At 69.3% G+C, this 26,553-nt stretch carries 31 protein-coding genes and 1 riboswitch; of the genes, 12 read left to right on the top strand and 19 right to left on the bottom strand.

The features are described 5' to 3' along the window. Window positions 1-2: 2 nt before the first annotated feature. Together hisG and ACWGID_RS24380 are read right to left on the bottom strand one after the other, a co-directional pair. Window positions 3-851 carry an ATP phosphoribosyltransferase gene (gene hisG, locus ACWGID_RS24385; protein ID WP_452200137.1) on the bottom strand — a complete coding sequence of 283 codons (849 nt, stop codon included), beginning with the start codon at window positions 849-851 and terminating at the stop codon, window positions 3-5. Between the two features lie 48 nt (window positions 852-899). Continuing rightward, entirely contained in the window at window positions 900-1,163 is a 264-nt protein-coding gene (locus ACWGID_RS24380) for a phosphoribosyl-ATP diphosphatase (protein WP_452200135.1), read from the bottom strand. An 82-nt stretch (window positions 1,164-1,245) separates the two neighbouring features. Between ACWGID_RS24380 and ACWGID_RS24375 the strand changes: the two genes are divergently transcribed. Continuing rightward, complete coding sequence (locus ACWGID_RS24375) at window positions 1,246-1,650, top strand: VOC family protein (RefSeq protein ID WP_452200133.1); 405 nt, start codon at window positions 1,246-1,248, stop codon at window positions 1,648-1,650. On the opposite strand, the gene ACWGID_RS24370 is transcribed toward ACWGID_RS24375, so the two are convergent. Then, window positions 1,627-2,319, bottom strand: a complete 693-nt coding sequence (locus ACWGID_RS24370; RefSeq protein ID WP_452200131.1) for an MBL fold metallo-hydrolase — start codon at window positions 2,317-2,319, stop codon at window positions 1,627-1,629. The two genes, ACWGID_RS24375 and ACWGID_RS24370, sit on opposite strands and share 24 nt — an antisense overlap. Before the next feature lie 18 nt (window positions 2,320-2,337). Between ACWGID_RS24370 and ACWGID_RS24365 the strand changes: the two genes are divergently transcribed. Next, on the top strand, window positions 2,338-3,297 hold the full coding sequence (locus ACWGID_RS24365; protein WP_452200129.1) for a P1 family peptidase: 960 nt from the start codon (window positions 2,338-2,340) through the stop codon (window positions 3,295-3,297). A gap of 9 nt (window positions 3,298-3,306) precedes the next feature. Next, complete coding sequence (locus ACWGID_RS24360) at window positions 3,307-3,798, top strand: hypothetical protein (protein WP_452200127.1); 492 nt, start codon at window positions 3,307-3,309, stop codon at window positions 3,796-3,798. On the opposite strand, the gene ACWGID_RS24355 is transcribed toward ACWGID_RS24360, so the two are convergent. Both ACWGID_RS24355 and ACWGID_RS24350 read right to left on the bottom strand, forming a co-directional pair. Beyond that, window positions 3,734-4,243, bottom strand: a complete 510-nt coding sequence (locus tag ACWGID_RS24355) for an anthrone oxygenase family protein (RefSeq protein WP_452200125.1) — start codon at window positions 4,241-4,243, stop codon at window positions 3,734-3,736. The two genes, ACWGID_RS24360 and ACWGID_RS24355, sit on opposite strands and share 65 nt — an antisense overlap. After that, complete coding sequence (locus tag ACWGID_RS24350) at window positions 4,243-4,881, bottom strand: NAD(P)-dependent oxidoreductase (RefSeq protein ID WP_452200123.1); 639 nt, start codon at window positions 4,879-4,881, stop codon at window positions 4,243-4,245. Before ACWGID_RS24350 ends, ACWGID_RS24355 begins: the two co-directional genes overlap by 1 nt. Before the next feature lie 66 nt (window positions 4,882-4,947). Here ACWGID_RS24350 and ACWGID_RS24345 point away from each other — a divergent pair, with 66 nt between their 5' ends. Continuing rightward, window positions 4,948-5,430: a MarR family transcriptional regulator gene (locus ACWGID_RS24345; protein ID WP_452200121.1), complete on the top strand. Its 483-nt coding sequence runs from the start codon at window positions 4,948-4,950 to the stop codon at window positions 5,428-5,430. Here ACWGID_RS24345 and ACWGID_RS24340 read toward each other — a convergent pair. Next, entirely contained in the window at window positions 5,421-6,386 is a 966-nt protein-coding gene (locus ACWGID_RS24340) for a helix-turn-helix transcriptional regulator (RefSeq protein ID WP_452200119.1), read from the bottom strand. The two genes, ACWGID_RS24345 and ACWGID_RS24340, sit on opposite strands and share 10 nt — an antisense overlap. Before the next feature lie 62 nt (window positions 6,387-6,448). Here ACWGID_RS24340 and ACWGID_RS24335 point away from each other — a divergent pair, with 62 nt between their 5' ends. Next, window positions 6,449-7,408, top strand: a complete 960-nt coding sequence (locus tag ACWGID_RS24335) for a hypothetical protein (protein ID WP_452200117.1) — start codon at window positions 6,449-6,451, stop codon at window positions 7,406-7,408. A 235-nt stretch (window positions 7,409-7,643) separates the two neighbouring features. Continuing rightward, a complete protein-coding gene (locus ACWGID_RS24330) occupies window positions 7,644-8,375 on the top strand; it encodes a MerR family transcriptional regulator (protein ID WP_452200115.1) in 732 nt (243 codons plus the stop codon). 372 nt (window positions 8,376-8,747) lie between these two features. Here ACWGID_RS24330 and ribH read toward each other — a convergent pair whose 3' ends face one another. The 7 genes from ribH to ACWGID_RS24295 all read right to left on the bottom strand — a co-directional run bounded on the left by ribH (window position 8,748) and on the right by ACWGID_RS24295 (window position 16,287). After that, window positions 8,748-9,218 carry a 6,7-dimethyl-8-ribityllumazine synthase gene (ribH, locus tag ACWGID_RS24325; RefSeq protein WP_452200113.1) on the bottom strand — a complete coding sequence of 157 codons (471 nt, stop codon included), beginning with the start codon at window positions 9,216-9,218 and terminating at the stop codon, window positions 8,748-8,750. Beyond that, window positions 9,218-10,456: a bifunctional 3,4-dihydroxy-2-butanone-4-phosphate synthase/GTP cyclohydrolase II gene (locus tag ACWGID_RS24320; protein ID WP_452200112.1), complete on the bottom strand. Its 1,239-nt coding sequence runs from the start codon at window positions 10,454-10,456 to the stop codon at window positions 9,218-9,220. The genes ribH and ACWGID_RS24320 overlap by 1 nt, the downstream gene beginning before the upstream one ends. Next, a complete protein-coding gene (gene pnuC, locus ACWGID_RS24315; RefSeq protein ID WP_452200110.1) occupies window positions 10,457-11,131 on the bottom strand; it encodes a nicotinamide riboside transporter PnuC in 675 nt (224 codons plus the stop codon). Further along, window positions 11,128-11,754: a riboflavin synthase gene (locus ACWGID_RS24310; RefSeq protein ID WP_452200108.1), complete on the bottom strand. Its 627-nt coding sequence runs from the start codon at window positions 11,752-11,754 to the stop codon at window positions 11,128-11,130. The genes pnuC and ACWGID_RS24310 overlap by 4 nt, the downstream gene beginning before the upstream one ends. Continuing rightward, window positions 11,755-12,783 carry a bifunctional diaminohydroxyphosphoribosylaminopyrimidine deaminase/5-amino-6-(5-phosphoribosylamino)uracil reductase RibD gene (ribD, locus tag ACWGID_RS24305; RefSeq protein ID WP_452200106.1) on the bottom strand — a complete coding sequence of 343 codons (1,029 nt, stop codon included), beginning with the start codon at window positions 12,781-12,783 and terminating at the stop codon, window positions 11,755-11,757. It abuts the gene before it with no gap. Window positions 12,784-12,922: 139 nt separating this feature from the next. Beyond that, a riboswitch (FMN riboswitch) is annotated at window positions 12,923-13,054 on the bottom strand. Window positions 13,055-13,157: 103 nt separating this feature from the next. Next, a complete protein-coding gene (locus ACWGID_RS24300) occupies window positions 13,158-14,222 on the bottom strand; it encodes a protein kinase domain-containing protein (protein WP_452200105.1) in 1,065 nt (354 codons plus the stop codon). Window positions 14,223-14,232: 10 nt separating this feature from the next. Further along, window positions 14,233-16,287, bottom strand: coding sequence for a vWA domain-containing protein (locus ACWGID_RS24295; RefSeq protein WP_452200103.1), 2,055 nt, complete (start codon window positions 16,285-16,287; stop codon window positions 14,233-14,235). Between the two features lie 158 nt (window positions 16,288-16,445). On the opposite strand from ACWGID_RS24295, the gene ACWGID_RS24290 reads away from it, so the two are divergent. The 5 genes from ACWGID_RS24290 to ACWGID_RS24270 all read left to right on the top strand — a co-directional run bounded on the left by ACWGID_RS24290 (window position 16,446) and on the right by ACWGID_RS24270 (window position 20,658). Continuing rightward, window positions 16,446-17,099: a DNA-binding protein gene (locus ACWGID_RS24290; RefSeq protein ID WP_452200101.1), complete on the top strand. Its 654-nt coding sequence runs from the start codon at window positions 16,446-16,448 to the stop codon at window positions 17,097-17,099. A gap of 423 nt (window positions 17,100-17,522) precedes the next feature. Continuing rightward, entirely contained in the window at window positions 17,523-18,374 is an 852-nt protein-coding gene (locus tag ACWGID_RS24285) for a substrate-binding periplasmic protein (RefSeq protein ID WP_452200100.1), read from the top strand. 47 nt (window positions 18,375-18,421) lie between these two features. Beyond that, window positions 18,422-19,129 carry an amino acid ABC transporter permease gene (locus tag ACWGID_RS24280; protein WP_452200098.1) on the top strand — a complete coding sequence of 236 codons (708 nt, stop codon included), beginning with the start codon at window positions 18,422-18,424 and terminating at the stop codon, window positions 19,127-19,129. After that, window positions 19,116-19,853 carry an amino acid ABC transporter ATP-binding protein gene (locus ACWGID_RS24275; RefSeq protein WP_452200096.1) on the top strand — a complete coding sequence of 246 codons (738 nt, stop codon included), beginning with the start codon at window positions 19,116-19,118 and terminating at the stop codon, window positions 19,851-19,853. The genes ACWGID_RS24280 and ACWGID_RS24275 overlap by 14 nt, the downstream gene beginning before the upstream one ends. Window positions 19,854-19,899: 46 nt before the next feature. Continuing rightward, the gene (locus ACWGID_RS24270; protein ID WP_452200094.1) at window positions 19,900-20,658 is read left to right on the top strand and encodes a polysaccharide deacetylase family protein; all 759 of its coding nucleotides are present in this window, start codon (window positions 19,900-19,902) and stop codon (window positions 20,656-20,658) included. On the opposite strand, the gene ACWGID_RS24265 is transcribed toward ACWGID_RS24270, so the two are convergent. Beyond that, the gene (locus tag ACWGID_RS24265; RefSeq protein ID WP_452200092.1) at window positions 20,655-21,455 is read right to left on the bottom strand and encodes an HAD-IIA family hydrolase; all 801 of its coding nucleotides are present in this window, start codon (window positions 21,453-21,455) and stop codon (window positions 20,655-20,657) included. The genes ACWGID_RS24270 and ACWGID_RS24265 overlap by 4 nt on opposite strands. A 48-nt stretch (window positions 21,456-21,503) precedes the next feature. Between ACWGID_RS24265 and ACWGID_RS24260 the strand changes: the two genes are divergently transcribed. Next, a complete protein-coding gene (locus tag ACWGID_RS24260) occupies window positions 21,504-22,727 on the top strand; it encodes an MFS transporter (protein WP_452200090.1) in 1,224 nt (407 codons plus the stop codon). On the opposite strand, the gene rpe is transcribed toward ACWGID_RS24260, so the two are convergent. The 5 genes from rpe to ACWGID_RS24235 are packed head-to-tail and all read right to left on the bottom strand — an operon-like array spanning window position 22,692 to window position 26,435. Further along, window positions 22,692-23,357: a ribulose-phosphate 3-epimerase gene (rpe, locus tag ACWGID_RS24255; RefSeq protein WP_452200088.1), complete on the bottom strand. Its 666-nt coding sequence runs from the start codon at window positions 23,355-23,357 to the stop codon at window positions 22,692-22,694. The genes ACWGID_RS24260 and rpe overlap by 36 nt on opposite strands. 34 nt (window positions 23,358-23,391) lie before the next feature. Further along, window positions 23,392-24,120: a cobalt-precorrin-6A reductase gene (locus tag ACWGID_RS24250; RefSeq protein WP_452200086.1), complete on the bottom strand. Its 729-nt coding sequence runs from the start codon at window positions 24,118-24,120 to the stop codon at window positions 23,392-23,394. Continuing rightward, on the bottom strand, window positions 24,117-24,857 hold the full coding sequence (gene cobM / locus ACWGID_RS24245; RefSeq protein WP_452200084.1) for a precorrin-4 C(11)-methyltransferase: 741 nt from the start codon (window positions 24,855-24,857) through the stop codon (window positions 24,117-24,119). The genes ACWGID_RS24250 and cobM overlap by 4 nt, the downstream gene beginning before the upstream one ends. Then, entirely contained in the window at window positions 24,854-26,065 is a 1,212-nt protein-coding gene (gene cbiE, locus ACWGID_RS24240) for a precorrin-6y C5,15-methyltransferase (decarboxylating) subunit CbiE (RefSeq protein ID WP_452200082.1), read from the bottom strand. Before cbiE ends, cobM begins: the two co-directional genes overlap by 4 nt. Next, window positions 26,055-26,435, bottom strand: a complete 381-nt coding sequence (locus tag ACWGID_RS24235) for a PPOX class F420-dependent oxidoreductase (RefSeq protein ID WP_452200080.1) — start codon at window positions 26,433-26,435, stop codon at window positions 26,055-26,057. Before ACWGID_RS24235 ends, cbiE begins: the two co-directional genes overlap by 11 nt. Window positions 26,436-26,553: the final 118 nt, after the last annotated feature.

Here is a 26,553-nt window from a genome sequence, read left to right as displayed (position 1 = left end):
GGTCAGATTCGGCAGGCGTGGATGTCGGTGGTGAGAATGGCACGGGCACCGACCTCCCAGAGCTGGTCCATCAGACGCTGCGCCTCGGCGCGCCGGACCATCACCCGGACGGCGACCCAGCCCTGCCGGTGCAGCGGGGAGATGGTCGGCGATTCCAGGCCGGGCGCCACCGCGGTGGCCGCGTCGACATCCTCGGCACGGATGTCGTAGTCCATCATCACGTAGTTCCGGGCGATCAGCACACCCTCGAGCCGGCGGATCAGCTGGTGCATGCCGTTCGGCGTGATCTCCACGCCGTGCCGCTTGATCAGCACCGCCTCGGACTGCAGGATCGGCTCGCCGAACACCTCGAGCCCGGCCTGCCGCAGCGTCGTACCGGTCTCCACGACGTCCGCGATCACGTCCGCGACGCCGAGCTGGACGGCCGACTCGACCGCGCCGTCGAGCCGCACCACGGCGGCGGCGATCCCGTTCTCCGCCAGGTGGTCCTGCAGAACCCCGGCGTACGACGTGGCGATCCGCTTGCCGGCCAGGTCCTTCACGGAGTCCGCGACCCCGGGCCGCCCGGCGAACCGGAACGTGGAGGAGCCGAACCCGAGTCCCATCACGACGTCCGCGTCGGCGTGCGAGTCGAGCACCAGGTCGCGGCCGGAGATCCCGACGTCGAGCGTTCCCTCACCGACGTACACGGCGATGTCGCGCGGGCGGAGGTAGTAGAACTCGACCTCGTTGGCCGCGTCGGTGAGCGTGAGGTCCTTGGTCGACCGGCGCTGTTTGTAGCCGGCCTCGATGAGCATCTCGGTGGCCGCTTCGCTCAGCGACCCCTTGTTCGGTACTGCGACGCGCAGCATGGCACTGCCTTCCTCGGGTGATGTGAACCGGTGCTGTGGGGGCTGCTCCTACAGATGTCGGTACACGTCGTCGAGGTCCAGGCCGAGCGCGTGCATCATCACCTGGGCGTGGTAGAGCAGCTGGGACAGCTCCTCCGCGGCCCGGTCCTTGCCCTCGTGCTCGGCTGCCATCCAGGACTCGGCGGCTTCCTCGACCAGCTTCTTGCCGATCGAGTGCACGCCGGCGTCCAGCGCCGCCACGGTCCCGGATCCTTCCGGCCGTGTGCGCGCCTTCTCACCCAGTTCGGCGAACAGTTCGTCAAAGGTCTTCATCGCGCGCCCAGCCTACGGGTCGGCCCCGAACCCGTGCCCCGCAGGTCCGGTAGACGGACCGGATCCGTGCGTTACTGGATCCATGGAGGGACCTGCGCAGATCTCTGTGATGCTCGCGGTCGAGGACGCGCCGGCCGCCGCGGCCTGGTACGCCCGGGCGCTCGGCGCCGTCGAACTGTGGAACCTGGGCAGCGTCATCGGTCTGAGCATCGGCGGCGCCCCGGTCTTCCTCGGCGAGCCCGGCGAGAACATCTGGAAGACGCCGGCAGTGACCGGCGCCCCGACGGTGCGGGTCGAGGTGTTCGTCGACGACCCGGACGGCTTCGTCGCCCGCGCGGTCGCGGCCGGTGCGGACGGGAGCTTCGATCCGGTCCGCGATCACGCCGTGCCGTGGGGCACGCATCGGCAGGGCTCGTTCCTGGATCCGTACGGACACCTGTGGTTCGTCGGGGACCGCTCGCCGTTAGGTCCCGGCGAGCGCGGCTGAGCGGGTGCGGGGTGGCGAGTGCGCGTCGACGTACCAGTCGTGGCCTTCTTGCAGTAGTTGCTTGACCATTCCGTAGTCGACGGTGTCGTTCTCGGTGCGCTGGTGGAACGGCGGTGGGTAGAACGCGTCGCCGACGAGTGCGACTCCGTCGGCGATCGCGATCACCGAATCCGGGGCGTGGTTGCCACCGACATGACGGAGTACGACGCCGGTCGGGAGGGTGAGGGTGTCGTCGAAGGTCTGGTCGGGGAGGACGATCCGGAAGCCGGTCCAGTCGGGGACGGCCAGAGCGCGGGCGCGGAAGCTCGGGCCGAGTTTCGGGTTCGCCTCGACCTGGTCGCGGAGGTAGCGATGGCTCCAGGGCCGGTCCGCCTCGTGCTGCAGGAGTTCGGTGGCGCTCGTGTGCGCGACCACGGTGACGTCGTCGGGCCAGGCGCAGGCGCCCCAGGTGTGGTCCCAGTGGTGATGCGTGTACACGAGCCACTTCGGCGCGGGCAGTCCGGCGGCCGCGATCGCCGTACCGATTCTCCGGGCGTGGTCGGGGCTGCTGCCGGCGTCGACGAGGACACTGCCGCGGTCGTCGGCGATCACCGCGACGGACGGGCGGATCGCGTCCGGGTCCGGGTCGTGCGGGAAGAGCCAGACCCGGCCGGTCAGGTGCTGCAGCATGTGGCCGACGATAGCGACATGCAGATACCCCGGAGAGTCCGCGAGCTCGGCATCACCGTCGGAACGTTGCCCACCGGCCCGCTCAACGCGATCACCGACGTCGCCGGGGTCCGGGTCGGCCAGACCACCATCACCGGCGACGGGCTGAACACCGGAGTGACGGCGATCGTCCCCGACGGGTACGCCGAGACGCTGCCGGCGGCTGTTGCGGTCGGCAACGGGTACGGGAAGCTGATCGGGACCACGCAGGTCGAGGAGCTCGGGGTGATCGAGACGCCGATCCTGCTGACCGGGACGCTCAGCACGTTCCGGGTCGCCGACGCGCTGCTCAGCTGGCTGCTGGACCGCGATCCCCGGGCGACCAGCCTGAACCCGGTCGTCGGCGAAACCAACGACGGCCACCTCTCCGACATCCGCCGCCGCCCGATCACCCCGTCCCACGTTCACCAGGCGCTGGACACCGCCTCCCCGGATCTCCCCGCCGAAGGCTGCGCCGGCGCCGGAACCGGTACCACAGCCCTCGGTTACAAAGCCGGCATCGGCACCGCCTCCCGCACCCTGCCCAGCGGAGCTGTGGGCGCGTTGGTGCAGGCGAACTTCTCGGGAATGCTGACTGTCCTCGGCCGCGAGGTCCCCGCAGCGCCGATCGACGCGGACGGGAACTCCTGCATGATCGTGGTCGCCACCGATCTCCCGCTCGACGCGCGGCAACTCGGTCGCCTCGCCCGGCGCGCGATCTTCGCGATGGGTCGCGTCGGCTCCGACTTCGCCCCGGGGAGCGGCGACTACGCGATCGCCTTCACCACCGCCCAGGCCCCTGGTTTTCAGGACCGCGACCTCCGCGGACCGTTCCAAGCCGTCACCGAATCCGTCGAGGAAGCTCTCCTCAACTCACTCACCATGGCCCAGACCACCACTGGCTTCCGGGGCCGCACCGCCCACGCGGTCCCGCACGAGGTGATCCGCAACCTGACATAGGTTCACCCGATGGAGCATCGTTCCCGCGCCTGGATCACTCGCCGTCTCCGCTCCCTGGCGACCCTCGAACTCCTCAACATCCCGCTGCAGTACGTCGTGTGGTTCCGCATCGTCGACCTCCCCGGAACCGTCCCGAACCTGGTCGGCTTCGCCCTGTTCGCACTGCTCCTGGCCCAAGGCGCGACGTACTGGTCGGCGAAGCTCCGTCAGCTCCCGGGGGAACCACTCCCCGGCGCCCGCTGGTTCTCGCTCGCCCGTCGGTGGAACGTGCTGGTGCTCGCGGCCGGCTTACTCTTCGTTCTGGCGGCAGTGGTGCGAGACCCGGGCGCGACCACCGTGGTCGGGCTCGTGTTCGCCGTCGTCGCCGTGCTCGAGTACGTGAACTACTTCCACACCCAGCTCATGTACGACACGCCCGCCGACCTGCGCCAGCTGTTCAGCCGCGGTCTCCGACGCTCACACCTGGCGCGGGACCTCGCACGAACTGCTGCTTCGCAGTAGCGGTCAGCTGACTCCCGACAACCAGCGTCCCGAAGGCGACCACCGCCGCCACCGTCCGGATCGCGTGCGCCACCTGCCACCGATCGCGGACGTCGGCCCAGTCCGCCGGCGGGTGCTGCACCGACCACGACGCCTGATCCGCGTTGATCGGCAGGTTGATCGCCAACGTCAGCACGAAGACCAGAACCAGCAGAGCGAGAGCCACCAGCACGAACCGGCGACCGTTGCCACGTCCCCAGATCGCGAGCGCGACCGTCGTGACGATCGCCGGGATCAGCGTCACCGAAGCGAGCTTGTCCAACGAGTCCAGCTCGACCAGCCGCACCTGCGTGTAGACCGAAGCGCCGAACGATCTCAACGACAGCTCGAGCACCATCACGCACACCAGGAACCCCGCGAACAGCCCGCTGAAGAGCAAGCTCGCACTACGTACGATGCGCGCCATCAGTAGCCCACACCGACCGGCTGCCCGATCGTCGCGGCATCGTCGAGTACGGCGAGCATCGCGTGCGCGGCATCCGCCCGCGAGATCGAGTAGCTCCGCGTCACAGTGCCGCCGACAACTGTCCGGTACTTTCCGGACAACTGCCCGTTCGTGAGCTTGGGCGGCCGGACAAGTGTCCACTCCGTCGCGCTCGCCTGGATCTCTGCCTCCATCACCCGAAGATCGGCGTACACGTCAGCCGCGAACGCGTTGATCGCCGGGTAGACGATCCGCCGGTTGAAGAAGCTCTCGTCCGCCGGGATCGGCCCGAGTGGCGCCGCGCTGACCGCGACGAAGCGCCGTACCCCGGCCGTCTGCATCGCGGCGAGGATCGACTTCGTACTGCGGGACGCGACCGGACCGTCCTTGCGACCGCGCGGGCCCACGCCCGAGATCACCGCCGCACTCCCGTCGACCGCCTCGCGCAGTGGCTCGGCCGCGTCCAGACCAGGCACGCGAACCACCTCCAGCGACGGGTGCTCCACCTCGAACACCGACGACTTCCGCACCACCGCGGTCACCTTGTGACCCGCATCGAGTGCCTGCCGTACGACGTGGCCGCCGATCCCGCCCGTCGCACCGAACACCGTGATCCACATCCCGAACGCCTCCTTGCGCTACCGTGAATCTGATCTGCAGCTCATATAATACGGGAATCATAATATATGGAACAGACACAACCACGTGACCCACGCCACCGTCGCCGGACCGGCAACGAGATCAAGGGCGCGCTCCGCGACCTCCGGATCCAGCTCGCCCTGCTGAACCACCAGATCGGCGGCAAGCTGGCGCTGAAGGACGTCGACCTCGACTGCCTCGACGTCCTGGCTCGCAGCGGACCGCTCACCCCGAGCGCCCTCGCCCGCCAGGCCGGCCTGCACCCGGCCACGCTGACCGGGATCCTCGACCGCCTCGAACGCGGCGGCTGGATCGCGCGGGATCGCGCGCGGGCGGATCGGCGCAGCGTGACGATCCGCGTGCTGCCCGACCGCGGGATGGAGGTGTTCCGGCTGTACCAGCCGATGATCGGCGCGATGGACGACGTACTCGACGGCTACAGCGAGGACGAGCTCGCGGTGATCGCGGACTTCCTGCAGCGCAGCACCGAGGCCGGCCACCAGGCCAACGGCGAGTTGGCTCAGGAGTAGAGCTCGAGGAGTCTGCGTCCGAGCTCCTGCAGCTCGGCTCGCAGTTCCTGCGGCTCCAGTACTTCGACTGCGGCGCCGAAACGACTGAGTGCGGCCGCCGCGTTCGCGACCGACTCGATCGGGATCGTCGCCACGACGCTCCCGTCCGGCTCCGGCTCGGCCGCGGCGACCGCCTTGACCAGAGCCGGGAACGAGACGTCGTGCATCTTCGCGACCAGCGGCGCCGACACCCGGACGACGGCCTCGCCGGTGAAGCGGACCCGGTCGAAGCCCGCGAGGTGGTCCTGCCAGAACTGGGCGAGGCCGAAGTTCTCGTCGCGCTCGAACACCTCGTCGGTCGGCGTCAGGTCGAGGATGTTGGACACGCGGTACGTACGCAGTCCGCCGGGCGTGGCGGCGACGACGTACCAGCTGCCGTTCTTGAGGACGAGACCGTACGGCTCGAGGATCCGGTCGACCTCGCGGGGTTCCTCCCAGCGGCGGTACCGCACCTTGACGCGGCGGTCGTGCAGGACGGCGTCGGCGACGGCTGACAGGTGGGGCGAGTCCTCGGCGTCCTGGTACCAGGCGGGGAGGTCGAGGTGGAAGCGGTTCTTCAGGCGGCCGGCGCGGTCGCGTTGGTCGGGTGCGAGGGCGGCGAGCAGTTTGAGTTCGGCCGCGCTGGTTTCGGCGGTGAGGCCGAGGGCTGCTGCCGCGCCGGGCATCCCAACGAGGAACAGGGCGGCCGCTTCCTGTTGCGTCAGTCCGGTCAGGCGAGTGCGGTACCCCTCGACCAGTCGGTATCCGCCGGCGCGGCCCTGGTCGGCGTACACCGGAACCCCCGCCGCGGCGAGCGCCTCGACGTCGCGGTAGATGGTGCGCAGGGATACCTCGAGCTCATCGGCGAGCTCGCGCGCGGTCAGCTGCCGGCGCGTCTGCAGCAACAGCAGGATCGACAGCAGCCGGCTAGAACGCATACTCCGAGGTTAATCCCGATCGCTGCCATGATCTGTCAGGTTTTGCTCGCACGCTGGGCGGTATGACGACTTGGAGCAAGGTCACCGGCGACTTCGACTTCCTGAACGGGTACTTCGACGTCCACCACCGCACCCTGAAGAAGGCCTTCGCCGACTGCGACGAGTGGCTCGAGTACGACGGCACCACGACGGCGCACACGTACTTCGACGGCCAGATCAGCATCGACGAGATGCGCTTCCCGACGAAAGGCTCGTACGGGCTGTCGCTGCGGATCTTCGACCCGGAGGCCCGGCAGTGGAGCATCTGGTGGGTCAACAGCACCACGATGGAGCTCTACCCGCCGGTGCGTGGGGGCTGGAGTGCTGACGGTTCTCATTGCCGGCTGGTCGGGGAGGACACGCTGGACGGGGAGCCGATCCTGTGCAGCTACGAGTGGTCGGACATCACGCCCGACACCGCGCATTGGGAGCAGGCGTACTCCAACGACGGCGGCGCGACGTGGGAGACCAACTGGATCATGGACTTCACCCGCCGCTCCACTCCCCCACCCGCGCTGGACATCCCGAAGATGACCGACGACTTCGACTTCCTCGTCGGACGCTGGTCCTTCCACAACCGCCGTCGCCGCCCGGTTCTCGGGGAGCCCTTCGTGTGGCACGAGTTCGACGCGGAACTGGAAGCGACCACGTACTTCGACGGCGCGATCAGCGTCGACGAGGGCTGGTACCCGACCGAAGGCTTCCGCGGTGCGACCCTCCGCCTCTACAACCCCGAGGCCAAAACCTGGTCCATCCACTGGATCAACAGCCAACGCGGCCACCTCGAAACCCCCGTCATCGGCACCTTCACCGCCGAAACCGGCACCTTCGAAGGCCCCGACGAACTAGACGGCCGGCCCATCGACGTCCGCTTCCTCTGGACCCGAGGCACCAACAAGGCGTCCTGGACCCAGTCCTTCTCCACCAACAACGGCCATTCCTGGACCGACAACTGGCAAATGACCCACACCCGCCAGCACTAACCCACGCGCCCTGTGGCGACGCGACCCCGGACCTGAACACCGAGGCCCGACGGGAACGGTCTGACGATTCGCGCGGAACCTCGGACACCCTTTGAGGACTGAGCACAAGCTATTGCCTGTCCGCAGTCATCAGGGGGTCCGAAGTACCGGTTGCCTGAGGGCTGTGGTGTCGCGACGCCCGAGGGTCTGTGGGACTGCTTGACTCTCTGGTTGGCTGAGACTTGATGATGGCGGGGTGGCTGACGAACTGGTGACGATCGGGACGTTCTCGATGCTGACGGGGATGTCGATCCCGACGCTTCGTCACTACGACGAGATCGGTTTGTTGCGGCCGGCCACGGTCGACGCGCGGACGGGATACCGGCGGTACGACGTGTCTCAGGTCGAAACCGCACGACGGGTCGGGCTGCTGCGACAGGCTGATCTACCGACGGAGGCGATCGCCCGGATCCTCGACGGTGACGTCTCCGACGCCCATGAGGTCATCGCGCGGCACCGCTCCGCGCTCCGGCGGCGAACCGAGCAGATCGAGGCACTGCTGGTTCGACTGGAACAGGACCTAGAAGGAGTTCCCGCGCAGATGACATCGGCAACTGATTTCGCACTGGCGACCATCAACATCGGCGTCGACTCCCCGGAAGCGCTGGACGTCGCGTGCACCTTCTGGGGCGAGCTGCTCGGCGTCCAACTGGAGGACTGGGGCAGCGGGAGCCGACAGGTCGTCCTCGGCGAGGGCGACGCCATCAGCTTCCTCAACGTCCGGGTGCGGTCGGCGGACGAGCCGCAGTACGGACACAGGTCCGCGTTCGGCCTCGGCGTACTCGGTCTCGACCAGGCCCATCGGCGAGCTCTGTCCGCCGGCGCCACCGAGCACTACCCGCCGACAGACGGCGAGAACATGCCCCGCCACTCGCGCTTCGCCGACCCAGTCGGCAACCGCATCGTCCTCTGGGAAAGCGCGAGATGACGCGCACGACCAACTTCAGTCGCCTGCCAGACGAACCTCGGACACCCCTTGGCGACTAGGCACCAGCTATTGCTTGTCCACACTCGCCAGGGCGTATCCGAAGTACCCGGGCGACCGCCAAGCCGTCACCTCGGGCGGCAACCGGCACGCGGCAGCGCCGCCAGCTCGGCGGCCGTCACGGGCCAGTCAGCCTGTGGTGACGCGACCGCCCGAGGCTCGACGGGACTGCTTGACGGTTTGCAGGGAACCTCGGACACCCTTTGAGGACTGGGCACAAGCTATTGCTTGTCCGCAGTCGCCCGGGGGTATCCGAAGTACCCGGGCGACTGCCACCTCGTCGCCTCGGGCGGCGCCGGCTGGGTGCGGGGACGGCTATGCCAGTTGGCGGACGGCTGCGAGGGTGGAGAGGGCGGCTTGGGTGGCTTCGTAGCCTTTGTCTTCTCGGCTGTCGGGGAGGCCGGCTCGGTCGAGGGCCTGGGGGTCGTTGTCGCAGGTGAGTACGCCGAAGCCGACCGGTACGCCGGTGCTGACGCCGACCTGCATGAGGCCTTCGGTGGCCGCTTGGCAGACGTACTCGAAGTGTGGGGTGTCGCCGCGGATGACCACGCCGAGCGCGACCACCGCGTCGTACCCGGACTTTGCCGCATGCAACGAAGCGACTGGGAGCTCGAAGGAGCCCGGCACGCGTACGACGGTGTACGAAGCGCCGGAGTCCTCGCAGGCCCGTACGGCGCCGGCGAGCAGCCCGTCGGTCACCTTGGGGTGCCACTGGGCCGCGACGATCGCGACCCGGGCGCCTTCGACCCGCGGGACCTCGATGGTGGGTGCTCCACTACCCGACATCAGCCGGCTCCGTTCTCTTCGGTCAGCAGGCCACCAGGCAGGTGGTGACCCATTCGATCGCGCTTGGTGCGCAGGTACCGCAGGTTGTGCTCGGTCGGGTCGATCGAGATCCCGCGCCGCTCGATGACCTCGATGCCGTAGCCCTGCACCCCGGCGAGTTTGTCGGGGTTGTTGGTCAGCAGCCGGGCCTCCTTCACGCCCAGGTCGGCCAGGATCTGCGCCCCGGTCCCGTAGTCGCGAGCGTCCGCCGGCAGCCCGAGATCGAGGTTCGCGTCGACCGTGTCCCGCCCCGCGTCCTGCAACTCGTACGCCTGCAGCTTGTGCAGCAGTCCGATCCCGCGCCCCTCGTGACCGCGCAGGTACACCACCACGCCACCCTCGGCCGCGACCTGCCGCATCGCCTCGTCCAGCTGCGGTCCGCAGTCGCATCGCAGCGATCCGAACACGTCCCCGGTCAGACACTCGGAGTGCAGCCGCACGAGCGTCGGCCCGTTCCCGATCTCACCACGCACCAGCGCGAGCTGCTCCGACCCGTCCACCGTGTTGCGGTAGCCATGCGCCACAAAGTCGCCGTACCGCGTCGGTAGGGTCGTTGTCGCGACGCGCTGGATCTGCGACTCGGTTCGCCGCCGGTACCTGATCAGGTCGTCGATCGACACCAGAACGAGCCCGTGCTCGTCGGCGAAGGCTCGCAGCTCGAGGCCGCGCTTCATCGTCCCGTCGTCGTTCACCATCTCGGAGATCACCGCAGCCGGCGTCAGCCCGGCGATGCGCGCCAGGTCGATCGACGCCTCGGTGTGCCCGGGCCGGACGAGTACGCCGCCCTCGCGAGCACGCAGCGGGAACACGTGCCCCGGCTGCACCAGGTCGTACGGTTCCGAGGCCGAGTCGGCGAGCACCCGGATCGTCCGCGCCCGATCGGCCGCCGAGATACCGGTGCTGATTCCGTCCCGCGCGTCCACGGAGATCGTGTACGCCGTCCGCATCCGCTCCCGGTTGTGCGGTGTCATCAACGGGATGCCGAGCCGGTCCAGCTCCGCACCCTCCATCGGCACACACACCACACCCGAGCTGTACCGGATCAGGAACGCCAGCAGCTCCGGCGTCGCCTTGGAGGCCGCGAAGATCAGGTCGCCCTCGTTCTCGCGGTCCTCGTCGTCGACCACGATCACCGGTCGCCCGGCGCGGATCTCGTCGATCGCGTGCTCGATCGTGTCGAGCTTCAGTACGTCACCCATCTAACCCACCACCACCGGTTCGGGAGTCTGGATCCGCGCACGGTTCTGGATCTTCCACCACGACGCGAACCCGAGGACACAGAACAGCCCGTAGACGACGTACATCGTCGCCGACGGGTAGAACTTGGCTTGCACCAGCAGCGGTACGCCGACAATGTCGACGGCGACCCAGATCAGCCAGAACTCGACGAAGCCACGCGCCATCCCGTACGTGGCCAGGATCGACCCGGTCAGGATCCACGCGTCCCACTGCGGACCCCAGGAGCCGAGTTCACGCAGGACGAAGTAGGCGATCGCGTAGAGCACGACCGCGATACCGCCGAGCTCGAGCCGCTCGCGGGCGGTCGCCCACCGCGGCTGGACGGCCGCGGCCGCGCCACCGTGGCGGGTCTGGTACCACCGGTACCAGCCGTAGAGGCTGACGATCGCGAAGAACACCTGCCGCCCGGCCTGCCCCCACAGATCCTTGTCCTGCGGGGTGTCGAAGATCCCGCCGACGAAGACCGTGAACAGCAAGACGTTGCCGACGATGCCGACCGGCCACGCGGACACCAGCCGGCGCATGCCGAACAGCGCGCTGGCCAGACCGAACACGTTGCCGACGATCTCCCGGACCAGCACCGGCGAGCCCGCGATCGTCACCTGCGAGGTGAGCAGCCAGTCGATCGGGTTCACCGGTCGCCTCCGTTGTCCTTCACGTTGCCTCCGGCAAGAAGTCTCTCCACGTACTTCGCGATCACGTCGACCTCGAGGTTGACCGTGTCACCCACCGCGTTCCGCCCGAGCACGGTCAGCTCCAGCGTGGTCGGGATCAGGCTGACCCCGAACGTCCCGGACGCGTCGTCGACGTCGGTCACGGTCAACGACACCCCGTCGATCGCGATCGAGCCCTTCTCGGCGATGTACTTGAGGATCTCCGGCGACGTCGCGATCCGGACGTCCTCCCAGTGCTCCCCCGGCGTCCGGCTCGCGATCGTGCCGACGCCGTCGACGTGGCCTTGGACGATGTGCCCGCCGAGCCGGGCGTGCGCGGTGACGGCCCGCTCGAGGTTGACCGGCGAACCCTTCACCAGGCCGCCGAGGCTGGTCCGTTGCAGGGACTCGCGCATCACGTCGGCGGTGAACAGACCGTCGCCGTACTCGACGACTGTCAGGCAACAGCCGTTGACCGCGATCGAGTCGCCGTGGCCGGCGTCCGAGGTCACCTTCGGCCCGCGGATGGTGAGCCGTGCGGCGTCGCCGTCCAACAGGTCCAGGGACTCGACGGTGCCGAGTTCTTCGATGATGCCGGTGAACATCTACTTTCCTCCCAGAGGAACCAAGGTCAGCCGGACGTCGTCACCCAGCCGGGTGACGTCCGCTAGCTTGAACCGCCGCAGGTGGTCGATCGATTCCGCGCCGAGGTCGCCGACCGCGGCGAACCCGGAGCCGAGCACCGCCGGAGCGACGTACGCGACGATCTGGTCGACCAGGCCGGCGCGCACGAACGCGGCGGCCAGCGTCGGGCCGCCCTCGAGCCACAGGTGCCGGATGTGCCGGTCGTCCAGCTGCCGCAGCACCTCGGCGGGATCGTGGGTCGGCAGCAGCAACGTCTGCGCGCGGTCGTTGCGGACCCGCGCCGTCTCCGGGATGTCCCGGTCGCCGACGACGACCCGCAACGGCTGCCGGGCCGCGGGTACGTCGTCCTCGTCGCGGACCGTCAGCTCGGGGTCGTCGTCGAGCACGGTCTGGGTGCCGACGGCGATCGCGTCGCACTCCGCCCGGTGCCGGTGCACGTCGGCGCGCGCGATCGGGCCGGTGATCCACTTGCTCGTCCCGTCCGGCGCCGCCGAGCGCCCGTCGAGCGTGGTCGCGAACTTCCAGGTGACGAACGGCCGACCGACCCGGACGCTGTGCAGCCACACGTGGTTGATCGCCTCGGCCTCGTCCCGCAGAACGCCCTCGACGACCTCGATGTTCTTGTTCCGCAGCTTGTCGGCACCACCGGCCGCGGTCCGGTTCGGATCGGGTACGGCGTACACGACGCGTGCGATCCCGGCCTCGATCAAGGCGTCCGCACACGGACCGGTCCGGCCGGTGTGATTACACGGCTCCAGCGTCACGTACGCCGTCCCGCCGCGGGCGCGCGACCCGGCCATCCGGAGCGCCTCGACCTCGGCATGCGGGCCACCGGCAACGGCATGGAAGCCCTCGCCGACCGGGTGCCCGTCGCTGCCGGTGATCACACAACCGACCACCGGGTTCGGATGGGTGCTGCCGGTCCCTTTCGCGGCCAACTCGACAGCACGCCGCATCCAGGCGACATCAATCGGCGACGCGTTGCTCACTGCTCACTGGTCCCTCGTCGTCACGGACGCACTACCGGGGTCTCGTGACAACCGGCGACCACGCTCCGCCACCCGAGTCTCGCCGTACGCCGTGTGACGCGCGCACCGCCCGACCGGACGTCAGAGCACACCCGCCGACCGCGTGCGCCTCCCATCCGGACTTTCACCGTCGGTCCTGGAATTCCACCAGGTCAACCGGTCGCCGAACTGCGACGACCGGGTCGCGGACTGTCACCGCCGGCTCGGAATTACACCGACCCCGGAGCACGCGAGTGGGTTCACTCGTGCTTCAAGTATGCCCTCCTCCGCAACCCACACCACGACCCAGGTCACATCGTGGTCGGACCGGAGGACCTCCGCGGGTCTCCTCCGGCTCAGCGGAGCAGGAACCAACCGGCAGCGCCGAGCAGGCCTGCCGCACCGGTGAAACACGTGACCGCGACAACGACCAGCGTCCGCCGCCCCCGGTTGGCCCGCTGCGCCGGCGGAGCCACCGCCTCCGCCGCGGTTCCGGTGGGCGGTCGCTGCGCCGACGGAGCCACCGCCTCCGTCGCGGTGCCGGTGGGCGGTCGCTGTGCCGGCGGAGTGACCGCCTCGGTCGCGGTGGCGGCGGGCGGCAGCGGGGGCAGCTGATCGAAGACCTCGGGTGCGTCCGGGTCGTCGGCCCACGGCGTCGTACCGGCGGCCGGGAGCGCGCCGCTGGCGGCGAGCAGACGCCCGGCCGCGCTCGCGGACTCCGGCCTGCCGGACGGATCGCTCGACGTGGTCCGGCGGACGAATTCGCCGAGCGGACCGTCGACCGCCGGCCGGGCGCCGTCCGTGCCCGGCCGTTCACCGGTCAGCAGCTCGACGGCGACGGCGCCGACGGCGTACAGGTCCTGACGTGGGTCCGGGTCCGCGCCGGCCAGCTGCTCGGGCGCCAGGTATCCCGGCGTACCGAGGACGGTGCTGTGCCTGGTCATCCGTGGCTCGTCCAGCACCGCCGCGACGCCGAAGTCCGACAACCGGAGGTGCGGCCATCCCCGGCCCGTCACGTCGAGCAGCAAGTTGGCGGGCTTCACATCGCGGTGGACGACGCCGGCGGCATGCACCGCGGACAGCCCGTGCAACAGCTGATCGAGCAGTACGGCGACGTACGACGACGGCAGCGGCCCGTGGTCTCCGAGCAGTGTCGCGACGGACCCACCGTGCACCAGGTCCATCGCGAACACCACCTTGTCGTCGTCCGCGGCCCACCCGTGCGGAGCGACCACGTGCGGGTGCTCGATCCGCAACGACTGCTCCCGCACGAACCGCAGCAGCGTCGCCGCATCATGCTGCCCGAGCACCTTGGCCGCCACGTACCCCGTGCGCCGCCGGTCCCACGCCCGCCAGACCGATCCCATACCGCCGGTCGCGATCAGATCGATCAGCTGATACCGCCCCGCGAAAGCCTCCACCCACCAGAAACTACCGTCCCGGCGGACCCTGAGGCGGACCCTGGTGCGGACCTTGCGGAGGCCCCTGGGACGGGTACTGCTGCCACGGCTGCGCGACGGCCGGCTTCTTGCGCAGGCGCAGTACGGCGAAGGCACCGACCAGCACGAGGAGGAGCGCACCGCCACCGAGTCCGGCGATCAGGCCGAGCGGAGCACCGTCATCGGTGTCGGCGCCCTCCTTGACCGGACCGCCTGCCTCGGTCTTGTCACCCGAACCGGGCTCGGCAGGCGTCTCGCTCGTACCCGGCGTCTCACTCGCCGACGGCGTCTCGTTCGCGGTCGGCGTCACCGAGTCGCCCGACACCGGGGTGGCACCGTCGACGTACTGCGGCTTACCGGCGCCGGCCGTCCCCGGCACACCGACGGTCAGCGTCATCGGGACCGTGAACGCCGTGTCGTCGGCCTTCCGGGTCATCGAGACGATGATGTAGTACACGCCAGGCGTCGAGGTACCGGTGTCGGAGTTGTTGGCACCGTCACGGTTCAGGTAGCGGATCTCCTTGGTGGTGATCGCTTGGGTCACGCCCCGCCCGGTCAGCACGCCGCGCTTGCCGCCCGGACCGCCCGGCACCTTCTTGGGGAAGACCGCGAACGCCTCCTCGCCGGTCGGGGAGATGACGGCGGTGTCCAAGTAGCGCAGGCCCACGATCCGCCCAGCCGCCTGGGACAGCTGCGGCACCGTCGCCTGGGCCTGGATCCGCTGGCCCCAGTCGGCCTTGATCTTGTAGATCTGCAGCTCGCCCGGCAGCAGCGTGGTCTTGTAGGTCCCCGGCTGCAGCAGCGGCGCGTCGGGGAAGCTCGAGCCCGGCACGATCTCGCGCGGGTTCGTCACCGGCATCGCGGTCCACGTTGGGTCGTCCGCCCCGGCCGGCAGGCTCGTCGTCGAATCGACCGGCGGCTCCTCGTCGACCCGCAACTCGAACGGAACGTCCTTGATCTCCCGGAAGTCCTTGCCCGGATCAACCGTCAGCAGCAACTGCTCGGCCTGCGCGCAGGTCTTGTTCGTCTTGTCGTACTTCGCCCAGCTCGACGCCGTGCCGGTCGCAAATCCCTGGTCGCCCTCCTGGATCCGGGGGAAGCTGCGGCCGCAATCCTCCCCGTCGAGGGTCTTCAGCCGCAGCTCGGTCTGGATGACCAAGCTCTTGGCACCGGCGGGCCGCCGGAAGCTGAGCCCCGTACGCAAGGTCGAGCCGGTGATCGTCCGCTTGATCAGGTAGTGCTTGGGCTGGTCGAGCAGGTCGAACTTGTCCGAGTAAAGGCCGGGGGTGACCACCGGGGCAGCCTCCGGCGCCGCGGTCCCCTCGACCGGCGTCCCGGAGATCCTGAACGGGCGGAAGGCACGGGTCGAGAGCCGGCCCAGCCCCTCCTCGAGATCGATCGTCGAGTCGGCGTCGTAGTAGTCGCCGCGCCCCTCGCGGGCGATGCACTGCAGATCCGTCCGCGCCTTGCCCTGCACGCGGAACCCGACGACGTCGATCTTCAGATCGATGCCCTGCTTGGCGATCTCCTTGGCCACCACGCACGGATCCGGCGCACAGGTGGCCTCCCCGTCCGACACCAGCACGATCGTCCGCTGGCCGCTGGGCCCGAGGTCCTTCGCGGCCTGCTGCAGCGCGTACCCGATCGGGGTCTCGCCGAACGGCTTGTACTTCGCGATCGCGGCCAGCAACTGCGGCCGGTTGCCGGTGCCGATCGGGACGGTCAGCTGGGTGTCGGTGCAGGCACCCGGCTGGCTGCGCTTGAACACGGTCGCGCCGTACACCCGCAGACCGACCTGCGCGTTCTCCGGGAGCTTGCCCACCACCTGGGTGAGCGCCGTGCGGGCCGCGACGATCTTGGTCTTGCCGTCGCCGGCCGGTTCCTTCATCGAGCCGGACGAGTCCAGCACCATGACGAGCTTGCCGTCGCCGGCCGGGTCGGGGTCAGCCGCCGCGGTCCCGGTCGTGAGTCCGGACAGGACGCCGATCAGTGTGATGGCGAGGAGTGCCCACACCGCCGGGCGGCGGTGTCTGTGCAGAGCCGTCATCGTTCCTCCAGTGAGATTCGCTGCCGCAAACATTCTCAGTTTGCAATAGCAAATGTCAAGTCGATTCCAGGCTGCAGCGGTACTGGAAATTTGCGATCGCAACTGCGAAGATGATTTGCATCGGTCACGAATGACTGATGGTCGGAGGGAGTGCCGGGATGGACCAGACAGCACACAACCTGCAGCAGCAGATCGAGCTGTACGGCGAGACGCTCGGCGAGGTCGGCCGCCGCGTCGCGCCGCCACTGGGCCTGACCCAGAGCGCCCTCGCGCAGGTGATCGGCCTGTCGGCACCGATGCTGTCCCAGCTGATGAGCGCGCAACGGGTGAAGATCGGGAATCCGGCCGTGGTGGCCCGGTTACGCGCCGTCTCGCAGCTCGCCGACCTGGCCATCGCCGGCGAGATCAACCCCGTGGACATCCCGGCCGAGCTGGACCGGATCCGCGCCGTCACCGGTGCTGTCACTGGGGCCACCACGACGCACCTCCGCCGCTCCTCCGGCGGCCCGGCTGAGGCGGCTCAACCGTCGCCCACGATGCCTTTCGCGGTCCCGGGCAGCCTGGCCGCGGACGCGCCGACTGCTGCCTGGCCGGCGGGCGGCGTACCCCAGGATCCCGCCGCGCCGCTCCCCGCGCGGGTCGTCGTACGACAGCTCCAGGACCTGCTCCGCGACATCGCCTCCGCCGACGAGATCCAGCGCGCCGCCGCGGCCGCGGCCACCGAGTCCCCGGCGATCGCCGAGCTCCTCCTCGCCTACGGCACCGGCAGGACCGCCGACGCCCTGGCCCACTACGAACAACACCACACCTGATCCACCACCTGCCCGCGCTGAGCGGGGGTCCTGCGGGTCAGGCGGTGCCGGCGGGCGGATGACTGGCCCGGAGGCGAACGAACCGGCGTCGACCCTCGGCATCTCGTGCGCCGATCAACCGACGGCCGCGTTCGCGCCCGCCCGTGATCTCGCGGGCCGACGATGTGTTGTGGGGCCAATGGCGTGTTGTAGCGGGCCAGTGGTTCCACAAAGTGCCAGTGACGCCGGGCGCGTTCGGGGTGAGACGCGTCACGGCCGACTGTTGCCCAGGGCATGGGTTGAGCGTTGATATAGCACAAGGCGAGTGGACATTCGGGGTCGTCTCACGGGTTGTCGGCGCAGGAATTCAAGGGCACGGGGTGGTGTTGTTGCGCCGTGCGGGCGGATCTGCCTGCGTCGTGTGAGTGTGTGAGGAGAACTGTGGTGCGCGGGTTCGGCGCTGTGCGGCGGGTTGTGGGGGTTGTGGGGACGATCGGCCTGCTGGGCGCGATGGTTGCTTGTGGCAGCGACGACGGGAAGGCCGCGGACGGGCCGGATCTGGGGCTGATGAAGGCGGGCACGCTGCGGATCGGGACGCTCACCGACGCGCCGCCGAACGTGTACGTGAAGGACGGCAAGTTCACCGGGTTCGACAACGACCTGATCACCGCGGTGGCGGCGAAGCTGAACCTGAAGCCGGAGTTCGTCGGCACCGACTTCTCCGCGCTGCTCTCGCAGGTGAACGGTGGCCAGTACGACCTCGGCAGCTCGTCGATCACGATCACCGAGGCGCGCAAGAAGACCGTTGCGTTCAGCAACGGCTACGACTTCGGCTACCTCGGGCTGAACACCACCAAGGACTCCGGCATCACGAAGTTCGACCAGCTGCCGGGCAAGCGGGTCGTGGTGGTGCAGGGCACCGTCCAGGACGACTACGCCACCCAGAAGAACCTGAACCCGGTGCGGGTGCCGAACTACAATACCGCGCTCGGCCAGCTGAAGGCCGGTACGGCGGACGCGTGGGTCTCCCCGGCCGAGATCGGCGAGAAGATGGCGAAGGAGCAGGGCGGCGGCACGGTGGTCCTGGCCGCCAAGGAGCTGAGTGACGCGCCGATGGCGTTCGCGGTGGCGAAGAACAACGACAAGCTCCGCGAGGCGGTGAACAAGGCGCTCGACGAGGTGATCGCGGACGGTACCTGGACCAAGCTCGTGGAGCAGTACTACCCGGGTCGCGCCGTACCGGCGAACTTCAAGCCGGGCAGCGGGTCGGCCAAGTTCGCGACGCCCAAAGCCTGATGGACATCTGGTCCACCCTGAGTGACACCTTCCTCGACTGGGGGTCGATGAAGCAAGTCCTGCCCGAGATGCTGAAGGTCGGGCTGGTCAACACTCTGATCCTGGCGGCCGCCTCGGTCGTGCTGGGCACTGTGCTCGGCATGATCGTGGCGGTCCTCGCCCTGTCCACGAAGCCGTGGCTGCGGTGGCCGGCGAAGATCTACACCGACATCTTCCGCGGTCTGCCCGCGATCCTGACCATCCTGCTGATCGGTCAGGGCCTGTCCCCGATCACCCGGCACTGGTGGGGTCCGAACCCCTATCCGCTGGGCATTCTCGCGTTGTCGCTGATCGCCGCGGCGTACATCGGTGAGATCTTCCGTTCTGGCATCCAGAGCGTGGAGAAGGGGCAGCTCGAGGCGGCCCGTGCGCTCGGGTTCAGCTACACCGACGGCATGCGGCTGGTGGTGATCCCGCAAGGGGTACGGCGGGTGCTGCCGGCGCTCGTGAACCAGTTCATCGCGCTCGTGAAGGAGTCCAGCCTGGTCTACTTCCTGGGCCTGCTGGCGAGTCAGCGCGAACTGTTCCGGATCGGCCAGGACGCGGCCGCGACGAACGGCAACCTCTCCCCCTTGCTGCTCGCGGGCATCTTCTACCTGGTGATCACCGTCCCGCTGACCCACCTCGTGAACCACTTCGACAAGCGTTTGCGGGAAGGACGTCCGGCCGAGACCGACGACGTGGAACTGGAGGAGCTCGCGCATGCAAACCGTTGAGGCGGCCAGCCTGGAAGTCGCCGGAGTCGAGCTCGCCTTCGGCACCAACAAGGTCCTGCGCGGCGTGAATCTCGCCGTACCGGCTGGGCAGACCGCGTGTGTGATCGGTCCGTCGGGGTCCGGGAAGTCGACGTTGCTGCGTGCGATCAACCGGCTACTCGAACCGGATGCCGGCGATGTGTTGCTGGGTGGCGAGTCGGTACTGCGGGGCGATCCCGACGTACTGCGGCGGCGGATCGGGATGGTGTTCCAGCACTTCAACCTGTTCCCGCACAAGAGTGTGCTCGACAACATCACGCTGCCGCTGCGCAAGATCAAGAAGCTCGATGCCGACGCCGCGCAGACCGCGGCGCGCGCGCAGCTCGAACTGGTCGGCCTCGCGCACAAGGCCGCGGCGCGACCCGGGAACCTGTCCGGCGGCCAGCAACAGCGCGTCGCGATCGCGCGCGCGTTGGCGATGACGCCCGAGGTGATGCTGTTCGACGAGGCCACGTCGGCGCTCGACCCCGAGCTGGTCAAGGGTGTGCTGGCGCTGATGGCGGACCTCGCGCAGGCCGGGATGACGATGGTCGTGGTGACGCACGAGATGGGGTTCGCGCGGGAGGTCGCGGACCAGGTCGCGTTCATGGATCAGGGTGTGGTGGTCGAGTCCGGCGTACCTGAGCAGATCTTCAGTGCCGCCGAGTCGCCGAGGTTACGTCAATTCCTGTCACAAGTGCTCTAGCGTGGTGCTTGTGAGGAAGTGAGCCACCCACCGCCCTGGGGGGAAGATGGCCGTTCGCTTGACGCGTGCGGGAAATCGGGCCGTCGGCCTGGTGATCCTGATGCTGGTGAGTACGGTGATCGGCACCGTCGTGGTGTCGACCGCGAGGTCACCGGCCAAGTCAGCTGTGCCCACTCCCGCCGCGGCGGCTCCGGCGGCCGGCGCACCCGGCGCGACCCCTTCGCCGACCAAGACGCCGCTGCCGATGAAGTACGTCGTACTGACGTTCGACGACGGGCCTGACATCGAGTACACCCCGAAGGTGCTCGACGTGCTGGCGCAGTTCGACGCCAAGGCGACCTTCTTCGAGGTCGGGAAGAACGTGGTCAAGCATCCCGAGCTGACCAAACGGATCCACGAAGCCGGCCACAGCGTGCAGAACCACACCTGGGACCACGCCGACCTGCGCAAACTCGGTGCGGCCGCGTTCCAGAAGGAGGTCACGTCGACGGACCAGGCGATCCGGGCGCAGACCGGGACTACGCCTGGATGCCTGAGGCCGCCGTACGGCGGGGTGAGCGCGACCGTCCGGCAACGCGCGCTCGCGATGCACAAGGACCTCGTGGTCTGGACCGTCGACTCCCGCGACTGGACCAAGCCCGGTACGGCGGCGATCGCGCAGCGCGTACTCAAGAACGTCCACAGCGGATCGGTGATCCTGATGCACGACGGCGGCGGCAACCGCACGCAGACGGTCGCGGCACTGCCCGCGATCCTCAAGGCCCTGAAGGCGCAGGGCTACGGCTTCCGCACGCTGACCTGCTAGGCGAGTTTGGACACCAGCGGTACGACGTCGGCGATCGACGCGACGATCCGGGTCGGGCGGTACGGGAACCGCTCGACCTCGTGCTCCCCGGTCGACCCGGACAGTACGAGCACGCTTCGCAGACCCGCTTCGAGACCGCTGATGATGTCCGTGTCCATGCGGTCCCCGATCATGACGCTCGTCTCGGAGTGGGCCTCGATCCGGTTCAGCGCGCTGCGCATCATCAGCGGATTCGGCTTGCCGACGAAGTACGGCGCGACGCCGGTCGCGCGGGTGATCAGCGCCGCCACCGAGCCGGTCGCCGGCAGCGGACCCTCCTGCGACGGGCCGGTCGGGTCCGGGTTGGTCGCGATGAACCGCGCGCCGTCGGTGATCAGCCGGATGGCCTTGGTGATCGCCTCGAACGAGTACGTCCGGGTCTCACCGAGTACGACGTAGTCCGGGTCGCGTTCGGTCAGTACGTAGCCGATCTCGTGCAGCGCCGTGGTCAGCCCCGCCTCCCCGATCACGTACGCCGAGCCGCCCGGCCGCTGGTCGTCCAGGAACTGGGCGGTGGCGAGCGCGCTGGTCCAGATCGCGCCCTCCGGGATGTCGATACCCGCGGCCAGCAGTCGGGCCCGGAGATCGCGCGGGGTGAAGATCGAGTTGTTGGTCAGCACCAAGAACTTCTTGCCCGACACCTGCAGGGCCGCGATGAACTCGTCGGCCCCGGGGATGGCGCGCTCCTCGTGCACCAGGACGCCGTCCATGTCCGTCAACCAGCTCTCCACCGGTTTGTGCTCGGTCACCCGGCTCATCGTAGTCGGGCCGCCGGAATTGTCGGTGGCCGACGCCAGAATGCACGCATGGAGCTGTCCGGGTATCGGGAGTTGTGGCGTGCGCGTGGCGTGATGGCGCTGTTGGTGTCCTCATTGCTCGCTCGACTACCCATGCTCGCGACGATGGTGCCGATCGCGTTCCTGGCGAAGGACGCGAGCGGCTCGTTCGGCTGGGCCGGTGTCGTCGCAGCTGCCTACTCGGTCGGTACGGCGTTCGCCGGGCCGCTGTGGTCACGAGCGGCCGACCGGCGCGGGCCGCGCGGCGTGCTGCTGGTGACCGGGATCGCGTGGAGCGTCGCATTGCTGGCCATCGCTCTGCTGCCGGCCGGGCTGTATCGCGTGCTTCCCGCGGTCGCGGTGATCGCGGGTGCGCTGGTGCCACCGGTCTCACAGACGCTGCGTGCCGCGTGGCCGCGGGTCGTCGAGGGTCCGACGCTCCGGACGGCGTACTCCGTGGACGCGACGGCGCAGGAGTTGTTGTTCATGGTCGGGCCGATGATCGGGGCGACCGCCGTGAGCGTGGCGAGCCCACGTCTCGGTGTCGTGCTCGCGGCGGCGATGTCAGCGGTCTTCATCTGGCGGTACGCGCTGCGACAACCGAAGCCGCTCCCCCACGACGCGCACAATGCCGGGCCGCTGACCGCGCGTCAGTTGCTCTGGCATCGGCACCGGTTGGCGCTGATCCTCGCGTTCGGCCTGTGGATCACGTCGTTCAGCGGGATCTCGCTCGGCATCGTGGCGTTCGCCGACGAGCACGGCCAGCGGCTGATCGCCGGGATCTTCGAGGCCGCGTGGGCGTTCGGCAGCCTGGTCGGTGGTGCCGTCGCCGGTGCGTTGCCCGCGCGACGTACGTCGTACGTGTGGCGGCGGGCCGCGCTGGTCGGGTTCGGGATGCTGTTGTGCGTGTTCGCGACCTGGTCACCGCTGTCGCTCGGGATCGCGCTGATGCTGTCGGGGCTGACGTTGGCGCCGGCGATCGGTGCGGTGTACGAGCGGTTGGGTGCGCTGACGCCTGACGGCGCGCGGACCGAGGCGTTCGGGTGGATGAGCAGCGCGGCGACGACCGGCGGGGCGATCGGGGCCGCGATCTCCGGCGCGCTGATCGAGTCGTTCGGCGTGCGCTACGTATGGTTGCTCGCCTCGGTGCTCGCGGTGCTGGCGTCGGTGTTGCTGCTGCGGATCCCGCCGGATCGGGCGGCTCAGCCGGAGCCTGAGTTACCGGCCGCCGGCCTGCTCGGCGAGACCGCGTAGCTTCTCGACCATCGCGTTCGGGTCGTCGGCGGCGTACACGGCCGAGCCGGCCACGAACACGTCGGCGCCGGCCTCGGCGCACCGCTCGATCGTCTCGACCGACACCCCACCGTCGATCTCGATCCACAGGTCCAGACCGTGCTTGTCGAGCAGCTCCCGGGTACGCCGGATCTTCGGGACGCAGACGTCGAGGAACTTCTGCCCGCCGAAGCCCGGCTCCACGGTCATGATCAGGATCATGTCGAGCTCGGACAGCAGGTCCTCGTACGGCTCGATCGGGGTCGCGGGCTTGAGCGCCATCGCCGCCCGGGCGCCCTGGGCCCGGATCTCCCGGGCGGTCCGGATCGGCGCCTTGCAGGCCTCGACGTGGAACGTGATGCTCGACGCGCCGGCCTCGGCGTACCCCGGGGCCCAGCGGTCCGGGTCCTCGATCATGAGGTGGCAGTCGAGCGGCGTGTCGGTCGCCTTCGCCAGGGACTCGACCACCGGCATCCCGAGGGTCAGGTTCGGCACGAAGTGGTTGTCCATCACGTCGACGTGCAGCCAGTCCGCGTTCGACACGGCCGTCGCCTCATCGGCCAGCCGCGCGAAGTCGGCGGACAGGATGCTCGGCGCGATCTGAATGCCCATGGCGTCAATCTATCGAGCCCCTGACCGCCCACCATCAGGTGGTCAGCATCACCCACTGCGCGGCTTCTGCCACCGACTCGACGACTTCGGGTCCGGCGGGGAGCTCGGGTCGGCGGATCACGACGACCGGGAGCGAGAGCTGATGGGCCGCCGTGAGTTTGGCGGCCGTGGCGGGTCCGCCACTGTCCTTCGTGACCAGTACGTCGATCTGGTGGCGCCGCAGCAGCGCGAGCTCGTCCGCCAGCGCGAAGGGCCCGCGGGCAAGGACCAGCGTGCACCAGGTCGGACGAGGCTCGGGCGGATCTACGCAGCGAGCCAGCGTCCAGAGTCCCGTCGTAGCGAAGTCGGCGAGCCCTTGGCGACCGATGGTGAGGAAGACTCGCGACCCGAGTTCCGGAAGCAGGTCGGCCGCAGCGGATGCAGTGTCGACCCACCGCCAGTCGTCCCCCGCTGACGGACTCCACCCAGCGCGCCGAAGCACAACGAGGGGTACGCCGGTCTGCGCAGCGGCGGCTGCCGCGTTGGCAGTCATCTGGGCAGCGAACGGATGCGTGGCGTCGACGACAGCGTCGACAGGGTTCGCACGCAGCCAGGCGATCAGACCGTCGACTCCTCCGAACCCGCCGACCCGCACATCACCGACCGGATGCACAGCCATCGCAGTACGACCGGCAAGCGACGACAGGACGTCAACGCCCTCGGCGACCAGGAGCTCAGCCAGCTCGCGAGCCTCTCCCGTTCCACCGAGTAGCAAGACCCTCATCGGCTACGGGCGACCGAATAGAGGTGGCTGTCCCGGAACGCCGTCGCGCTGAGAACCTTCCCGACGATGATGACGGCGGTACGCCGGATGCTCGCCGCCTTCACCTGATCCGCGATGTCCGCGAGGGTGCCGCGGACGATGAGTTCGTTGTCGCGGGAGGCGTGCGCCACAACGGCGACCGGGCAGTCCGGACCGTAGTTCGGGATGAGTTCGTCCACCACGCGGTCGATCTGCTGCACGGCCAGGTGCAGAACGATCGTCGCCTGCCCGGCGCCGAGCGTGGCGAGGTCTTCGCCGGCCGGCATCGCGCTGGCGCTTCCGCTGATCCGGGTGAGGATGACCGTTTGGCCGACCTCCGGGACGGTCAGTTCGCGACTCAGCGTTGCGGCCGCTGCGGCGTACGCCGGGACTCCGGGAGTCACGTCGTACGGGATGTTGAGGGTGTCGAGGCGGCGCATCTGTTCGGCCATGGCGCTGAAGACCGAGGGGTCGCCGGAGTGCAGGCGGGCGACATCGTGTCCCTCGGCGTGGGCGGAGCTGAGCTCGGCGAGGATCTCGTCGAGGTTCAGGTTCGCCGTGTCGATCTTGCGGGCGCCTGGTGGACAGTGGTCGAGGAGCTCGAGCGGGACGAGCGCACCGGCGTACAGGCAGACCGGTGCGGCGGCGATCAGGTCGCGCCCGCGGACGGTGATCAGGTCGGCCGCGCCCGGTCCGGCGCCGATGAAGTGCACCGTCACTTGGTCACGCTCCAGATGGTCACAGGCATCGCGGGACGCCAGCCGGTCATGGTGCCGACGGCGGAGGCGCGCTGCACCTCGAGGCGAACCAGGTCACCGCCAACAGCCTTGTACCACTGGGCGATCAGGGCCTCGGTCTCCAACGTCACGCCGTTCGCGACCAGCCGACCGCCGGGGCGAAGGGCACTCCAGCAGGCGTCGAACATGCCCGCGGCGGTTGCTCCACCACCGATGAAGATCGCATCCGGGCTCTCGAGACCGGCAAGGGCGGCCGGGGCCGGGCCAACAATCGTCGTGACCGGTACGCCGAGGTTGGCGGCGTTGCGGTCCAGGCGTTCGGCTCGACCGGGATCGCGTTCGACCGCGATGGCCCGGCAGGCCGGGTGGTGACGGGACCACTCGATCGCGATGCTGCCCGCGCCGCCGCCGATGTCCCAGAGCAGTTGCCCAGGCACCGGCGCCAACCGGGAGAGCGTGACGGCGCGTACTTCGCGCTTCGTGAGCTGACCGTCGTTCTCATACGCGTCGTCGGGGAGTCCGGGGACGGTGGACACCACCGGCGCGTCCGGCGCGCACTGGATGCCGATCACGTTCAGGGGGTCGACGTCGTCGGACCAGTCGGCTGCCGCGGTGGAACGGATGCGTTGGGTTGGTCCGCTGAGCTGCTCGAGGACGGTGAACTCGCTGGCCCCGTAGCCGCGGGCAACCAACAGTTGAGCGACGTCGGCGGGTGTTTGCGCTCCCCGGCTGAGGACGAGCAGCCGCCGTCCGGGCTGGAGGTGCGGGTGCAGCCGCTCGACCGGGTTGCTCACCAGGCTGACCACCTGCACCTGGTCCTGCGCCCAGCCGAGTCGCGCACAAGCCAGCGAGACGCTCGACGGGTGCGGAATGACGCGTACGGCGTCGGCGCCGAGCAGGCGAACCAGCGTCGTACCGATGCCGTGGAACGTGGGGTCGCCGCTCGCGAGAACGCAGATCCGGCGGTCGCGGTGCTCCTCCAGCAATCGGGGCAGAGCGTCCGACAAGGGCGACGGCCAGGCCAGCCGCTTCGGCTCACGACCGTCCGCGACAGGGGTTGGGAGGAGCGCCAGTTGACGCGTGCTGCCGAGCAAGACCTCGGCGGTCTGGACGGCGATGCGGGCGGCGTCGGCGAGGCCCGCCCAGCCGTCGGCACCGATGCCGACGACGGTGATCGGGTCAGCCGGCATTGCCGAGCACCTTGGTGATGGTGATCTCGAGAACCACTCGCTGCGGGTTGACGCGGGGTTCCTTGTAGCGCTTGGCGTAGCGGCGTTCGGCGTCCCGCACCCGGGCGGGATCGTCGCTGACCACCGCGCGGCCCTCGATGCTGCTCCAGCGCCGCCCGTCCACCTGGGTGACGGACACCGATGCCTCCCCCAGTCGGCGGATGGTCCGAGCCTTGTACGACGTCCCGGAGCAGATCACCCGCACGAGTCCCGCCTCGACGTCCAGGGTCGCCCCGACCGGGGTGGCGTGGACGGTCCCGTCGGGACGGACCGTGCTCAGCACGCACAGATGCCGCTCGGTCCAGAACTCGATCAGCTGCTCACTCAACACCCCAGGATCGTAGACAAGCCGCCCCCCCCCGGGGGGTGGGGCGGGGGGGGGGGGCGCGGGGCGCCCCCCTCCAACCCCGCCACGGGCTGCCCCAGGGGCGCGGCCCGCCCGGCGCGCA

It is taken from the genome of Kribbella sp. NPDC054772 (assembly GCF_053611945.1).
This window is presented reverse-complemented; position numbering and strand designations above follow the sequence as displayed.

Bases quoted from the DNA above. Each gene is read 5' to 3' on its own strand.
- ACWGID_RS24370 (WP_452200131.1), bottom strand. From the start codon at position 2,319: ATGCTGCAGCACCTGACCGGCCGGGTCTGGCTCTTCCCGCACGACCCG.
- ACWGID_RS24375 (WP_452200133.1), top strand. From the start codon at position 1,246: ATGGAGGGACCTGCGCAGATCTCTGTGATGCTCGCGGTCGAGGACGCG.
- ACWGID_RS24265 (WP_452200092.1), bottom strand. From the start codon at position 21,455: ATGAGCCGGGTGACCGAGCACAAACCGGTGGAGAGCTGGTTGACGGAC.
- cbiE (WP_452200082.1), bottom strand. From the start codon at position 26,065: ATGCCGGCTGACCCGATCACCGTCGTCGGCATCGGTGCCGACGGCTGG.
- ACWGID_RS24360 (WP_452200127.1), top strand. From the start codon at position 3,307: ATGGAGCATCGTTCCCGCGCCTGGATCACTCGCCGTCTCCGCTCCCTG.
- ACWGID_RS24260 (WP_452200090.1), top strand. From the start codon at position 21,504: ATGGAGCTGTCCGGGTATCGGGAGTTGTGGCGTGCGCGTGGCGTGATG.
- ACWGID_RS24250 (WP_452200086.1), bottom strand. From the start codon at position 24,120: ATGAGGGTCTTGCTACTCGGTGGAACGGGAGAGGCTCGCGAGCTGGCT.
- ACWGID_RS24295 (WP_452200103.1), bottom strand. From the start codon at position 16,287: ATGACGGCTCTGCACAGACACCGCCGCCCGGCGGTGTGGGCACTCCTC.
- ACWGID_RS24350 (WP_452200123.1), bottom strand. From the start codon at position 4,881: ATGTGGATCACGGTGTTCGGTGCGACGGGCGGGATCGGCGGCCACGTC.
- ACWGID_RS24275 (WP_452200096.1), top strand. From the start codon at position 19,116: ATGCAAACCGTTGAGGCGGCCAGCCTGGAAGTCGCCGGAGTCGAGCTC.
- ACWGID_RS24355 (WP_452200125.1), bottom strand. From the start codon at position 4,243: ATGGCGCGCATCGTACGTAGTGCGAGCTTGCTCTTCAGCGGGCTGTTC.
- ACWGID_RS24320 (WP_452200112.1), bottom strand. From the start codon at position 10,456: ATGGGTGACGTACTGAAGCTCGACACGATCGAGCACGCGATCGACGAG.
- ACWGID_RS24280 (WP_452200098.1), top strand. From the start codon at position 18,422: ATGAAGCAAGTCCTGCCCGAGATGCTGAAGGTCGGGCTGGTCAACACT.
- ACWGID_RS24310 (WP_452200108.1), bottom strand. From the start codon at position 11,754: ATGTTCACCGGCATCATCGAAGAACTCGGCACCGTCGAGTCCCTGGAC.
- ACWGID_RS24365 (WP_452200129.1), top strand. From the start codon at position 2,338: ATGCAGATACCCCGGAGAGTCCGCGAGCTCGGCATCACCGTCGGAACG.
- ACWGID_RS24290 (WP_452200101.1), top strand. From the start codon at position 16,446: ATGGACCAGACAGCACACAACCTGCAGCAGCAGATCGAGCTGTACGGC.
- rpe (WP_452200088.1), bottom strand. From the start codon at position 23,357: ATGGGCATTCAGATCGCGCCGAGCATCCTGTCCGCCGACTTCGCGCGG.
- hisG (WP_452200137.1), bottom strand. From the start codon at position 851: ATGCTGCGCGTCGCAGTACCGAACAAGGGGTCGCTGAGCGAAGCGGCC.
- ACWGID_RS24270 (WP_452200094.1), top strand. From the start codon at position 19,900: ATGGCCGTTCGCTTGACGCGTGCGGGAAATCGGGCCGTCGGCCTGGTG.
- ACWGID_RS24340 (WP_452200119.1), bottom strand. From the start codon at position 6,386: ATGCGTTCTAGCCGGCTGCTGTCGATCCTGCTGTTGCTGCAGACGCGC.
- ribH (WP_452200113.1), bottom strand. From the start codon at position 9,218: ATGTCGGGTAGTGGAGCACCCACCATCGAGGTCCCGCGGGTCGAAGGC.
- ACWGID_RS24335 (WP_452200117.1), top strand. From the start codon at position 6,449: ATGACGACTTGGAGCAAGGTCACCGGCGACTTCGACTTCCTGAACGGG.
- ACWGID_RS24345 (WP_452200121.1), top strand. From the start codon at position 4,948: ATGGAACAGACACAACCACGTGACCCACGCCACCGTCGCCGGACCGGC.
- ACWGID_RS24380 (WP_452200135.1), bottom strand. From the start codon at position 1,163: ATGAAGACCTTTGACGAACTGTTCGCCGAACTGGGTGAGAAGGCGCGC.